This is a genomic window from Flavobacterium frigoritolerans (genome assembly GCF_025847275.1).
Taxonomy (GTDB): Bacteria; Bacteroidota; Bacteroidia; order Flavobacteriales; family Flavobacteriaceae; genus Flavobacterium; species Flavobacterium frigoritolerans.
The window spans coordinates 232,732-245,671 of record NZ_JAOZEV010000003.1; the positions used below are offsets into that span (position 1 = coordinate 232,732).

A 12,940-nucleotide genomic window follows, 5' to 3' on the forward strand; every position below is an offset into this window, starting at 1 on the left:
ACATCATTAAAAATACATTAAAACAATAAAAATGGAAAACGTAACAATCAACAAAGAAGAAGTAAAAACAATCAGTATAGAACAATTAAAGAAATTAAAAGACTTTAATGTGTTCATGGATAAAGCAAGATTATCGCTAGGTGAATTGTCTATTCAATATGAATTTCAGAAAGCCGATATTCTAACTCAAATTGCTGTTCAACAGCAAAACTTTAATGAATTAGAAAAAGCCATTAAAGAAGAATACGGGGATATTCGAGTGAACATTGAAACAGGTGAAATTGTAAAACAAGAAGAGCAATAAATACTTGAAAACAGTTTTAGAACAGCTTTTAGGAACCACAGATGTAACAACCTATTTTGCATGGTTCCTATTAGCTTTTATCGGGGCTTTTACAGCCATAGTAATCCGAGCAAAATTTAAGTATAAATATAGTGACGATACTCCTTATCGATGGTCTTGGTCATTTTTGCTTCGCGATAATCTGATTAATCTTATAGTCAGTTTTTTTATCTCTCTTATCTTCTTCAGGTTTACAAATCAAGTATTAAAAATAGAACCTAATTTTTTACTTGCGATTTTATTCGGAGGAACTTCAAACGAATTAGCCTTACAATTCATAAAATATAACCTTGAGGCTAGAAAATAACATAATGTCCGATAGAGGAGATAAATAATTCTCCTTTAAAACGAATACATAGAATTTTACTCAATGATCTTTTACTACACTCATTGATACTAAATCATTCAAACTAGATTAGGACAAATCATAATCACTTATTAAATAACGTATGGAATATTATAATATAGAAAAGTCATTGACTGCTGCAAAAAATGACTGCGCTGCAGGAGTTATTGGAACTTCCGTCACGCTTACTGCAACCGCAAATCAATTTGTATCGACAGTAAGTGTTGCAGATGCAAATGCAAAAGCCGAAGCATGGCTAGCTGCAAATGCGCAAGCCTATGCAAATAATGCGGGAACATGTAGAGCTACAGCCTGGAGAGGAGCAAATCCTTCTTGTGTAATTGAGCCTACAACAACTCTATCTGCATTTAATTATATGGTAGTTCGGTATAAATGGGCATTAGGAGCCGGAGTAGATTTTGATACTTATACAGGAATCATAAATACAGGAACTTCACTAGATAAAAAATGGATGGGCTGGAATCACGACTTTGACAATGAAATTCCAAAAAATACCTCGGCAGAAAACTCCTATATCATGTGGGCAGGAGATAATCGAAATGCAAACGGTGTAGAAAGCTGTATGGTAAATTTTAGTAAAATAACCAACGACTACCCTACTCTAAATACAATACAAGTAAGAATGGCAGGCTCATGGTACACATCTTTGGGTACAGGAAATATAGATGTTGAGATAACGACCTATAAAGATGGGAAAATGGTTAAATCAGGATATGACATTATAAACGTCGGAGGAACTCAGGTAGATCAAAAAACATTCTCTAAAAGTGTGCGCATACAAGGTCAAAATCTCCATAAAAACATTGAATCTGTTACTAACATAGGATACATAACATACACAAAAGATTCCTCTACAGGAAAAATTGTAATACAATATTAAAAAATTAAAGTATGGGAAATACAGGATATAAATCTTTTGAGAAACTAGAATTATACTTTACAGATGATGGTAGTTACGCAGGAGTAAGAAAACCAAATGTAGTCACTGATCCTGATTACATTGCACCACTTCTAGATACCGCAACTTGTGCACCTAGCATAAGATTTTATAATTCGGAAAGGAAACAGAGTACAACAAAAAAAAATTGCTCGGCTGGTTATAGCGGAAACTATGTAACACTTACTGCTTTTCCAAATCAATTTGTCTCTACTATTGATGAAGCAGATGCTAATACTCAGGCTGAAATATGGTTAGCTGCAAATGTGCAAACATATGCAAATAATCACGGAACATGCGAACCTACCTGGACATCCCCAGGAGGTGGAGCTGGTGGCTGCTTTGTTGAAGGTACATTAATCACATTACCAGATGGTTCTAAAAAAGCAATCGAAGAATTACATCTTGATCAATTACTGCTCTCTGCTAAAATTGAAACATTGATCGATACAAATAATGTCAGTGAATTATACAAATGGTCCTCTGACTATTTATTGGAAAGTAGAATTACATCACCAATAACCAAAATAACGCAGAAAATTACCCATAAAACTATCATTATCAATGAAGGATTATTAGAAGCAACTCCAAGTCACTCCCAATTAATTCAACGCAATGGAATTTGGAAATTTATTCCTCTGGGAGATATTAGTGTTGGTGATAATTTATATACTATCGCCAAAGAAATTATACCAGTTACATCTGTATCTATTAATTCAGAAAAAAGAAAGATCTATCCATTGACATTGAATCCGTTTCATACCTATTTTGCTAATGGAATCTTAACTCATAATTTTAAGGCTCCAATATAAAATTCCTAAATTAAAAATTGGAATTTACCCAACAAGCTTATAAAGTATAAAGTAATTCACTTATTAAAAAACGGCCCGATTACTTAACCCAAATTCAGCTTTAGAATTTTTTAAAACCTAAACAAAAAATAATCTCTGTTTTAAGATAGCGCTTATTCTTTACTCTTAAGTTTAATCTAAATGCAGAATTTGGGTTTACTAATTAATTTCTAAACTAAATCACAAGGATAATAATCTAAAGAATAAAAAATAAAAAAATGAGTACAAATCATAATAGAATAAGAGTAGCCGATTTAGAAACAAATCAGCAAAACAAAATCTTAACTACAAATAGCGCTGGAGAATTAGAATTCACTGATATCAATACTATTCAAGTAGATAACTATAATGCCCTAGATTACAACTCGGAAGGTAAAGCCCTAGATGCCAGACAAGGTAAAGTATTAAAAGATCTAACTGACAATAAAGTTGATAAGGTCAATGGGAAGAGTTTACTTTCAGATGCCGAAATCACACGTCTTGGAACGCTTTCTAATTATAACCATCCAACAAACCACGCACCAAGCATAATTACTCAGGATACAAATAATAGATTTGTAACTGATGCTGAAAAAGCAACATGGAATTCAAAACAATCTTCATTGCCATTCGTTCCTGAAAATGCTACTAATAAAAATATTGCTGGCGGCTATGCAGGACTTGGTTCTGACGGAAAATTGATTTCTTCTCAACTTCCTGCTATAACTATAAACGACACTTTTGTAATTGCCTCACAAGCTGCCATGCTAGCACAAACTGCACAAACTGGAGATCTGGCCGTTAGAACTGATTTAAATAAATCTTTCATTCTAAAAGGAACAAACCCAGCTGTATTAGCAGATTGGCAGGAATTACTCTCTCCAACTAGTGCTGTAACAACTGTCTTCGGACGTAATGGAACTATCACTTCTCAAACAGGAGATTATACTGCCGATAAAATTAGTGAAACAGCTTCAAGAAAATTTCAATCTGCAAACCAACAGGCATTTAATGATGCTACAAGCTCTATTCAAACTCAATTAAACGCTAAACAATCTTCATTGACATTCGTTCCTGAAAATGTTACTAATAAAAATGTTGCTGGTGGCTATGCGGGACTTGGTTCTGACGGAAAATTGATTTCTTCTCAACTTCCTGCGATAACTATAAACGACACTTTTGTAATCGCTTCTCAGGCTGCTATGCTTGCACAAACTGCACAAACTGGAGATTTGGCTGTTAGAACTGATTTAAACAAATCTTTCATTCTAAAAGGAACAAACCCAGCTGTATTAGCAGATTGGCAGGAATTACTCTCACCAACTAGTGCCGTAACAACGGTATTTGGGCGTAATGGAGCTATCACTTCTCAAACAGGAGATTATACTGCTGATCAAATTAGTGAAACAGCTTCAAGAAAATTTCAATCTGCAAACCAACAGGCATTTAATGATGCTACAAGCTCTATTCAAACTCAATTGAATACTAAACAATCTTCATTGACATTCGTTCCTGAAAATGTTACTAATAAAAATATTGCTGGCGGCTATGCAGGACTTGGTTCTGACGGAAAATTGATTTCTTCTCAACTTCCTGCTATAACTATAAACGACACTTTTGTAATTGCCTCACAAGCTGCCATGCTAGCACAAACTGCACAAACTGGAGATCTGGCCGTTAGAACTGATTTAAATAAATCTTTCATTCTAAAAGGAACAAACCCAGCTGTATTAGCAGATTGGCAGGAATTACTCTCTCCAACTAGTGCTGTAACAACTGTCTTCGGACGTAATGGAACTATCACTTCTCAAACAGGAGATTATACTGCCGATAAAATTAGTGAAACAGCTTCAAGAAAATTTCAATCTGCAAACCAACAGGCATTTAATGATGCTACAAGCTCTATTCAAACTCAACTAAATACTAAAGCTTCGACTACTGGTTCTGGAGCATCTGGTACTTGGGGAATTAATATAACTGGGAATGCAAATACAGCTACTAACTCTTCTCAAATTGGTGGAATTTCGTCTAATCGATTATTGATGAAAAGAAGGGCAAAAATCGCCTCGGCAGAATCAACTTCCTTAAATTCTTCCATAACTCAGCCAGAAATGGGCTTTACGTATGGAGGTTCAGGTGAACCTAGAGGTCCGTATATTGCATTTGGTGGTTTAAATGGGGATATCGATTATTCCTGTCAATTAGCAGGAGCTTATATTGAGGGAAATGAATTCAAAATTAGAACTAAAAATGATGATGCAGCTATTTGGAATCCTTGGAGAACACTTATAACTGATGGTAATTATGCAACATACTCAACCTTTTCTGGAGTTGTTTCCTCGGGCAATGGATTTCAAACAGCTTCTATTCCTGGCAATGGCTATGGTTTTTGGGGAGGACATCCAAATACATATGGTATTTTGATGGCAGATGCTGGAAATAGTAGTTATGGTGGTAGGATTCCTGGTGAAACAACATCTGATTATAATATGTATTTTTCAATGGCTCAAGGAGTAAATCGCGGCTTTGTTTTTAGAAATGCTGTAAATACACCTCTACTTGCTATTCACAATAACGGTATTAGGGCATCAAATGATGTGATTGCATTTTCTTCTTCAGATGAAAGACTTAAGGATAATATCACAAAAATTCAGGATCCGATTGAGAAATTAAACAAAATTAATGGCTATATGTTTGATTGGAACACGAATCAAAATACACATACTGGTCATGATATTGGAGTTATTGCTCAAGAAATAGAATTAATTATTCCAGAAATAGTTACAACACGTAAAAATGGTTACAAGGCTGTAAAATATGACAAGCTTATCCCTTTATTAATAGAAGTTGCAAAAACTCAACAAACACAAATTGAAAAACAGCAACAAATTATTGAAGAGCAAAATGACAAAATAAAATTCATTTTAAAACATTTAAATTTACAATTATAATGGCAACATTACCACCAACAGGTTCTATATCATTGAGCCAAATATATTCTGTCTTTGGTAAAACATTGGGCCCATCTATTTCATTGACAAGTGCTTCTACTGGTGTATATGGAGCTATTACAGCAAGTTCACCGTTTAAACCCGATGGAGTACCACCACATGCAATGTCCGAATTTCGTGGGTATAATCATTCTACAGCAGACACAACCCCTCCAAGCATTCCAAATGGATTATCATGTAATTATGGGACTGGTTCACCAAGAACTTCAATAGCAATTCGATGGGATGCATCAACAGATAATCTTGCAGTAACCGGATATCAATTGCAAAGAAGTGACAGCGGAGGTACAACTTGGTCAACCGTATATAATGGTCCTAATATATCTTATCAAGATAGTGGTAGCCCTAATAGAGAATATCATTATCAGGTTCGGGCATTTGATGCTATTGGAAACTATTCAAACTACTCTGGACCTGCCTATTGGAAGACTGAAGCAGGAACATCATGCTTTGTTGAAGGTACTTTAATTACATTAGCTGATAACATACAAATACCAATTGAAACATTAGTAACTAATCAATTATTAATTTCCGCAGAAATTGATACTTTAAAAGATACCAATAATGTAAATGAATTGTATAAATGGTCTAGTAATTATCTATCAGAGAATCGAATTATATCTCCTGTAGCTAATATTGAACCAAAAGTCGCATCCAAAACAATAATCATAAATAAAGGATTATTAGAAGCCACTCCATATCACTCTCAATTAATTCAGCGTAATGGCATTTGGAAATTCATCCCATTACGAGATGTTATTGTTGGAGATAGATTATATAACATAAACAAAGAAATTATAGCCATTACTTCAGTAATTATTAATTTAGAGAAAAGGACTGTTTACCCACTTACATTAAGTCCTTCCCATACCTATTTCGCAAACGGAATATTAACACACAATATGAAAAAACCTGATGAACTATAAAATAAATGATGCAAATAAATCTAATATAAAAATAACTGCAATTCAAAATATCTCATTAGGACAATATATTGGGATATACATTACTACAGATCCTGTAGATGAAAAATGTAGGTATTTGTATCAAAAACACATGGATAAAAAATGGTGGGAAACTAGTGATTTAGGTAGATACTGCAATCATTCATTAATGCCTAATACAGATATTATTTTCACAGGCAACAGTTTGGAATTAATTAGTAATAAAGAAATTATAACAGGCGAAGAGATATTAGTAAATTATAACAAAGTAACAGAATTTACTGGTTACCTACCAGAAATAAATTTTTAAAAGACATATAAAATGAGTACAAATCATAATAGAATAAAAGTAGCCGATTTAGAAACAAATCAGCAAAACAAAATTTTAACTACAAATAGCGCTGGAGAATTAGAATTCAGTGATATCAATACTATTCAGGTAGATAGCTATAATGCCCTTGATTACACTTCTGAGGGTAAAGCTCTAGATGCCAGACAAGGTAAAGTATTAAAAGATCTAACTGATAACAAAGTGGATAAGGTCAATGGGAAGAGTTTACTTTCAAATGCTGAAATCACACGTCTTGGAACGCTTTCTAATTATAACCATCCAACCAACCACGCACCAAGCATAATTACTCAGGATACAAATAATAGATTTGTAACTGATGCTGAAAAAGCAACATGGAATGCTAAACAATCTTCATTGCCATTCGTTCCTGAAAATGTTACTAATAAAAATGTTGCCGGAGGCTATGCTGGACTTGGTTCTGACGGAAAATTGATTTCTTCTCAACTTCCTGCTATAACTATAAACGACACTTTTGTGATTGCTTCTCAGGCTGCCATGCTAGCACAAACTGCACAAACTGGAGATCTGGCCGTTAGAACTGATTTAAACAAATCTTTCATTCTAAAAGGAACAAACCCAGCTGTATTAGCAGATTGGCAGGAATTACTCTCACCAACTAGTGCCGTAACAACAGTATTTGGGCGTAATGGAGCTATCACTTCTCAAACAGGAGATTATACTGCTGATCAAATTAGTGAAACAGCTTCAAGAAAATTTCAATCTGCAAACCAACAAGCATTTAATGATGCTACAAGCTCTATTCAAACTCAATTGAATACTAAAGTTTCGACTATTGGTTCTGGAGCATCTGGTACCTGGGGAATTAATATAACTGGAAATGCAACTAATCTCTCTACAAATCGAAATAACTGGAATACCAATGGTACAAAAAGTGCAGTTGTAGGCCAGCTTAGTTGGAATAATTATGGAAATGGTCATACCATTTTTGATGCATCTTCAGCATTGTCTCCCGATAACACAGCTGTGAACAATACTAATTCTGGGATAGCTTGGTCTGCAACTTATCCTACTCTTATGGGCTGGAATGGAGTTAACACTTATGGAGTAAGAGTTGATTCTGCGAGAATTTCTGACAAATCTGCACGAGCAAATGGTAATTTTTATATTGATGATGATTATGGCTATGGAATTGTTGGAAAATATTCAGACACTAGATACCAAGGTATCTTTGCAATGGGCGATGCCTATAAATTATCGGGTGATGGTTCTACTACTAACGATTGTTATGGATTAGCTTGGACTCATACTAATATTGGAGGGCAATCAAAACCAGGATTAAGCCATCAATTGTTAGTCATGGAAGCAGGAGTCACTAAAACAGCTATAGGCACTGGTATTTGGACATCAGGAGCGATTAGCGCCTCAAGGTTCGCTGCAGGATATGATGCTGGTGTGCCAAATTCTTTCTCTTGTGATGGATGGTTTAGATCAGGTGCGGCAACTGGTTGGTTTAACTCTACATATGGAGGAGGTATCTGGATGCAAAATACTACCAATGTAGAAATTTATGGAAACAAGCAATTGTTAGTTAATAATAACATCATGGCTACAGGCGATGTAATTGCCTATTATTCTGATGAAAGATTAAAAACTAAAAAAGGCAATATAACTAATGCTTTAGATAAAGTTAAAACATTAAATGGATTTTATTATGAAAACAATGACCTAGCAAAAGAGTTTGGTTATGAATCTGATAACCTACAATTAGGTCTTTCTGCTCAGGAAGTACAAGCCATTTTACCTGAAATTGTTGCAATGGCACCATTTGATAGAGAGGTTTTAGAAGATGGAACAGAAGTATCCAAATCAGGAGAAAACTACTTGACAGTAAATTATGCAAAAATAGTACCTCTTTTAATTGAAGCGATAAAAGAACAACAAGCACAAATAGATATTTTATTAACTAAAATAATTTAATAATGGCTTTAAATTCATCTGGACAAATATCCATAAGCAACATCTGTACTGAAAAAAAAGTACCTTTAAGTGGAGCATCTTTAACGACATTATCTACTATAGATATTAATTCGACCAGTATTGCAAAACCTAATTCGGTTGCACCACATAGTATCAGTGAATTTTATAATTATAATCATACTTTTATAGCTCCCTCAATTACCATCACTAATTACAGTGCAGGAAAACTTTACTTTACATTAAAAGGTACAGGATATTCTACTTCTGCCTTAACAATAAAATCAAGTAGTACTTCCTCTTCAGGTCCCTGGGGTTCAGATACTTCAGGTTCTATTTCTCCTAGATCTGTTATCGTCCCTTCAGTAACGACTTGGTATCAAATACAAGATGCAATTACCCCATCAATACTCTCTAATGTATATCAATATGTAAAAACTGACAATACTCCTCCTCCTGCTCCCTATTTGTCTGGAACGTTTAATAATGCTCTAAGAGAACTTAGATTAACGTGGAATATTGTAACAGATCCATCAAGTCCAGTTACTTATATTGTTTACAATGGTAACTACATTCCAGATAGACCTACAACAAATAGTGCAAATTTCTTTGGAGCTTCAATTTCTCCAGGAAAGAATTCATGGACAGTAAGGTCGATGGATTCCGCAGGTAATATTTCAGACAGTAGCAATGCATATATATTTACAGCAATATAAAAAGTTGCTATTAATTAATTATAATAATAAACACATATAAAATGAGTGTAAATCATAATGAAGTAGAAGTAACAGATTTAGAAAAAAATCAGTCAAACAAAATCCTTATTACTAATACCAGTGAAAAATTAAAATTTGGTAATATTAATACCATTTTACCTTATCTGATAAATCTTCCAACTGAATCAGAGGCGCAAACATCAACCAATATTCATGAAGATCAAAAAACAGTTAACCAGCTAAAACTTTCTAATTGGTGGAAATGGATTAAATCCTTACTATTAAAATGGTATTACACAATTACTACTTTAACAAAAACGGCGACTGCTCCTGCATTAATAATTTCAGATGTAACTTCAGTACCTACATTACAAAACAATACAATCGAACGCGATAGTAATGGTATGTTATAGGGAAATATAGCGATGAAATTTTAAACTTCTATTCAAGCTAAAATTACTTATAAAATCGAATGATCTTGATTTTTTTTAAAATAGTATAAGCTAACCTGTCTTTCATATCGTAAAGTTCATCATAGCCGTCTCAATAATTTGAGACGGTTTTTTTATATTATCTTTTCTAATGTGATTTTAGAAAATCAAATTCAAGGAATAAAATTATGATTGAATTGTAAAATCATCTCCATTTTTTAATCCCTTAAAATAAAGAAAAAACCATCAAAGTATATATTCCATTTTTGATTTATGCCTGTTTTAATTTTCGATTATAAGATGAACATAAAAAAATAAAACTGTCAAAGCCAATTTAAAGCCCTCTTTTAATAATGAAAAATAATCCTTACTTTTATAGTAACTCACTTCTTAATCTACATTAAGTAACATTTTTCATAATGAGAGTAACTTTGTATAACAATTTAAACAAAACGTTATGAAAACTAAAAATATAGAAATAGTAGTAGCTCCAAGGCAACCACATTTTGTTGGCGATGGATTTAGAGTACATAATTTTATTCCAGGTGTACCACAATTAAGTATGAAACGCATGAGTCCATTTATCATGCTCGACTATAATTCAAAATTTTATTTCCCACCTACAAACACTCCAAAAGGAGTTGGTGTGCATCCGCATCGTGGTTTCGAAACCGTAACTATTGCCTACAAAGGTAAAGTAGCCCATCATGATAGTAGCGGAGGTGGCGGAGTAATTGGTGAAGGTGATGTACAATGGATGACCGCAGCTTCGGGAGTTTTGCATAAAGAATATCACGAAGAAAATTTCAGTAAAACTGGAGGTGATTTCCAAATGGTACAACTTTGGGTAAACTTACCTGCAAAAGATAAAATGTCTAAACCTAAATACCAAGGCATCACTAATGATCAAATTAACAAATATGAACTTCCAGAAAATGGCGGTCATATCGAAGTAATTGCTGGAGAATATAAAGAAGTAAAAGGAACAGCATCGACGTTTACACCTTTGCATTTGCTTAACGCAAGATTACTTAAAGGCGGAAAAGCAGCATTTAATTTTCCTGCAACTTACAACACTGCTTTATTGGTTATAGAAGGAAGTATTACAGTAAATGATGATACAAATGTACCAACAAATCATTTAGTTTTATTTAAAAATGAAGGAGAAGATTTTCATATCGAAGCACAAGAAAACAGTATTGTATTAATTTTAAGCGGTGAGCCAATTAACGAACCAATTGCTACCCACGGACCATTTGTAATGAACACGCAAGAAGAATTAGTTCAGGCTGTGAATGACTACAATAATGGTAAATTTGGAACATTAGAAGATTAATTTTTAAAAGTATAATATGTCAAACGTAAATCTAATTATTGAAGAACGCGCTGCAAGTATTGGTAACTTTATGGTCGGAAGATTATTGCCCTTTCGACAAAAAAGAGCCGTTGGACCATTTGTATTTATCGATCACATGGGACCAGCACATTTAAGCGAACATGAAAATTTAGATGTTCCGCCACATCCGCACATAGGATTATCAACGCTAACTTTTTTGTTTGAAGGGAGTATCATGCACAAAGACAGTTTGGGTACCGAAATGGAAATTAAGCCGGGAGCAGTAAACTGGATGACCGCAGGAAAAGGAATTGTACATTCTGAAAGAACACCAGAATACTTACGCAAAACAGATAAAATACTTCATGGTTTACAAATTTGGGTAGCGCTGCCAAAAGAATTAGAACAAATGGAACCCAATTTTGTACATGTTGAGGCTAATGATATCCCAGCTTGGGAAAAAGATGGCGTTACTTATAAGCTAATTGCAGGGGAAGCTTTCGGGCAACAATCGCCAGTTCCAGTATATAGCCCGCTTTATTTTATTGAAATCAAAAGTATAACGGCTCAAAAAATAAACATCGGAAAAGATTTATTTGGCGAAAGCGGATTGTATATTTTAGAAGGAAGTATAAAAAGTGGCGAACATACTTACGATTCAAAACAAATCCTGATTGCAAACGACAGTACATTATGCGAATTTGAAATTGCAGCCAATACTACCGTATATATATTTGGAGGAACTCCATTTCCAGAAGAACATTTTATTTTTTGGAATTTCGTTTCATCTGATAAAGAACTAATAGAAAAAGCAAAACAAGACTGGACAGCACAAACTTTCCCGAAAGTTCATGGCGAAACAGAATTTGTTCCTTTGCCACAACCTCAAATCCGATAAATTTATGAACACGATAACAGCAAGTATTGATACAAGAAAATATCGAACGGAAATAAAATCGGCAAGCGATAATATCCTTATTGCCGATGAACCACAAGAAGTAGGTGGGAAAAATTTAGGCTTCTCCCCTTCTGAGTTATTAGCCTCAGCATTAGCTTCTTGTACATTAATTACATTACGTATGTATATCGACCGTAAAGAATGGGATGTTGCAGAAATTAACATTTCTGTGGATTTTGAGAAAAATGCAGAAAAAACCGTTTCCATATTAAGTCGCAAGATAGAAATAAAAGGAAACGTAGATGAAGCTCAAAAAGAAAGGCTTTTAAAAATTGCTAATAGTTGCCCGATTCACAAAACACTAACAAACACGATACAAATACAAACCACTTTAGACTAAACATCATGGAAATAGAACAAATAAACGAAGACAGAAAAGGATATTATAAAGCAGCCGAAGACGGAAAAGAAGCTGGAAGAATGACCTATACTTGGGCTGGAGATTCTAAATTTATAATTGACCACACCGAAGTAAATCCTGATTTTAACGGAAAAGGTATTGGGAAAAAACTAGTTATGGCAGCAGTAACTTATGCACGCGAAAACAATCTAAAAATCATTCCGCTTTGTCCATTCGCAAAAAGTGTTTTTGATAAAACAGATGATATAAAAGACGTATTGTTTCACTAATTATCTTAAGGTGCTAAGGTTCAGAGGCGCAAAGGGACAAAGGTTTTGAGCCACAATCTTGTCAGACTGAGCCGAGTCGAAGTCCCGAAATATAAAGAACAAAGATTTATAAAGGCGCACAACAGTGCGTCTTTTTTTACATCTATACAA

General features: G+C 34.0%; 14 protein-coding genes. All 14 read left to right on the forward strand.

What is annotated here, in order from left to right; all coding sequences use genetic code 11:
• The first annotated feature begins 31 nt into the window (after positions 1–31).
• The 14 genes from OIU80_RS05585 to OIU80_RS05650 all read left to right on the forward strand — a co-directional run bounded on the left by OIU80_RS05585 (position 32) and on the right by OIU80_RS05650 (position 12,790).
• The gene (locus tag OIU80_RS05585) at positions 32–304 is read left to right on the forward strand and encodes a hypothetical protein (RefSeq protein ID WP_264286060.1); all 273 of its coding nucleotides are present in this window, start codon (positions 32–34) and stop codon (positions 302–304) included.
• Positions 305–308: 4 nt separating this feature from the next.
• Positions 309–650: a hypothetical protein gene (locus OIU80_RS05590; RefSeq protein ID WP_264286061.1), complete on the forward strand. Its 342-nt coding sequence runs from the start codon at positions 309–311 to the stop codon at positions 648–650.
• A gap of 142 nt (positions 651–792) precedes the next feature.
• Positions 793–1,590, forward strand: a complete 798-nt coding sequence (locus OIU80_RS05595; RefSeq protein ID WP_264286062.1) for a DUF5977 domain-containing protein — start codon at positions 793–795, stop codon at positions 1,588–1,590.
• Positions 1,591–1,601: 11 nt separating this feature from the next.
• Positions 1,602–2,459, forward strand: a complete 858-nt coding sequence (locus OIU80_RS05600; RefSeq protein ID WP_264286063.1) for a Hint domain-containing protein — start codon at positions 1,602–1,604, stop codon at positions 2,457–2,459.
• A gap of 257 nt (positions 2,460–2,716) precedes the next feature.
• On the forward strand, positions 2,717–5,428 hold the full coding sequence (locus tag OIU80_RS05605) for a tail fiber domain-containing protein (RefSeq protein WP_264286064.1): 2,712 nt from the start codon (positions 2,717–2,719) through the stop codon (positions 5,426–5,428).
• Positions 5,428–6,414, forward strand: a complete 987-nt coding sequence (locus OIU80_RS05610) for a Hint domain-containing protein (protein ID WP_264286065.1) — start codon at positions 5,428–5,430, stop codon at positions 6,412–6,414. Before OIU80_RS05605 ends, OIU80_RS05610 begins: the two co-directional genes overlap by 1 nt.
• The gene (locus OIU80_RS05615) at positions 6,404–6,742 is read left to right on the forward strand and encodes an SET domain-containing protein-lysine N-methyltransferase (protein ID WP_264286066.1); all 339 of its coding nucleotides are present in this window, start codon (positions 6,404–6,406) and stop codon (positions 6,740–6,742) included. The genes OIU80_RS05610 and OIU80_RS05615 overlap by 11 nt, the downstream gene beginning before the upstream one ends.
• 12 nt (positions 6,743–6,754) lie before the next feature.
• The gene (locus tag OIU80_RS05620) at positions 6,755–8,722 is read left to right on the forward strand and encodes a tail fiber domain-containing protein (RefSeq protein ID WP_264286067.1); all 1,968 of its coding nucleotides are present in this window, start codon (positions 6,755–6,757) and stop codon (positions 8,720–8,722) included.
• A 2-nt stretch (positions 8,723–8,724) separates the two neighbouring features.
• A complete protein-coding gene (locus tag OIU80_RS05625) occupies positions 8,725–9,435 on the forward strand; it encodes a hypothetical protein (RefSeq protein WP_264286068.1) in 711 nt (236 codons plus the stop codon).
• A gap of 41 nt (positions 9,436–9,476) precedes the next feature.
• On the forward strand, positions 9,477–9,848 hold the full coding sequence (locus OIU80_RS05630) for a hypothetical protein (protein WP_264286069.1): 372 nt from the start codon (positions 9,477–9,479) through the stop codon (positions 9,846–9,848).
• Positions 9,849–10,323: 475 nt separating this feature from the next.
• Positions 10,324–11,202: a pirin family protein gene (locus OIU80_RS05635; protein ID WP_264286070.1), complete on the forward strand. Its 879-nt coding sequence runs from the start codon at positions 10,324–10,326 to the stop codon at positions 11,200–11,202.
• 16 nt (positions 11,203–11,218) lie between these two features.
• Complete coding sequence (locus tag OIU80_RS05640) at positions 11,219–12,100, forward strand: pirin family protein (protein WP_264286071.1); 882 nt, start codon at positions 11,219–11,221, stop codon at positions 12,098–12,100.
• A gap of 4 nt (positions 12,101–12,104) precedes the next feature.
• Positions 12,105–12,500 (forward strand): OsmC family protein, encoded by a 396-nt coding sequence (locus OIU80_RS05645; protein WP_264286072.1) that lies wholly within the window; start codon positions 12,105–12,107, stop codon positions 12,498–12,500.
• Positions 12,501–12,505: 5 nt separating this feature from the next.
• Positions 12,506–12,790 carry a GNAT family N-acetyltransferase gene (locus OIU80_RS05650; RefSeq protein ID WP_264286073.1) on the forward strand — a complete coding sequence of 95 codons (285 nt, stop codon included), beginning with the start codon at positions 12,506–12,508 and terminating at the stop codon, positions 12,788–12,790.
• Positions 12,791–12,940 lie beyond the last annotated feature (150 nt).

Excerpts from the sequence above, each read along its gene's own strand:
- OIU80_RS05585 (WP_264286060.1), top strand. The coding sequence starts at position 32 with ATGGAAAACGTAACAATCAACAAAGAAGAAGTAAAAACAATCAGTATA.
- OIU80_RS05595 (WP_264286062.1), top strand. The coding sequence starts at position 793 with ATGGAATATTATAATATAGAAAAGTCATTGACTGCTGCAAAAAATGAC.
- OIU80_RS05600 (WP_264286063.1), top strand. The coding sequence starts at position 1,602 with ATGGGAAATACAGGATATAAATCTTTTGAGAAACTAGAATTATACTTT.
- OIU80_RS05605 (WP_264286064.1), top strand. The coding sequence starts at position 2,717 with ATGAGTACAAATCATAATAGAATAAGAGTAGCCGATTTAGAAACAAAT.
- OIU80_RS05610 (WP_264286065.1), top strand. The coding sequence starts at position 5,428 with ATGGCAACATTACCACCAACAGGTTCTATATCATTGAGCCAAATATAT.
- OIU80_RS05615 (WP_264286066.1), top strand. The coding sequence starts at position 6,404 with ATGAACTATAAAATAAATGATGCAAATAAATCTAATATAAAAATAACT.
- OIU80_RS05620 (WP_264286067.1), top strand. The coding sequence starts at position 6,755 with ATGAGTACAAATCATAATAGAATAAAAGTAGCCGATTTAGAAACAAAT.
- OIU80_RS05625 (WP_264286068.1), top strand. The coding sequence starts at position 8,725 with ATGGCTTTAAATTCATCTGGACAAATATCCATAAGCAACATCTGTACT.
- OIU80_RS05630 (WP_264286069.1), top strand. The coding sequence starts at position 9,477 with ATGAGTGTAAATCATAATGAAGTAGAAGTAACAGATTTAGAAAAAAAT.
- OIU80_RS05635 (WP_264286070.1), top strand. The coding sequence starts at position 10,324 with ATGAAAACTAAAAATATAGAAATAGTAGTAGCTCCAAGGCAACCACAT.
- OIU80_RS05640 (WP_264286071.1), top strand. The coding sequence starts at position 11,219 with ATGTCAAACGTAAATCTAATTATTGAAGAACGCGCTGCAAGTATTGGT.
- OIU80_RS05645 (WP_264286072.1), top strand. The coding sequence starts at position 12,105 with ATGAACACGATAACAGCAAGTATTGATACAAGAAAATATCGAACGGAA.
- OIU80_RS05650 (WP_264286073.1), top strand. The coding sequence starts at position 12,506 with ATGGAAATAGAACAAATAAACGAAGACAGAAAAGGATATTATAAAGCA.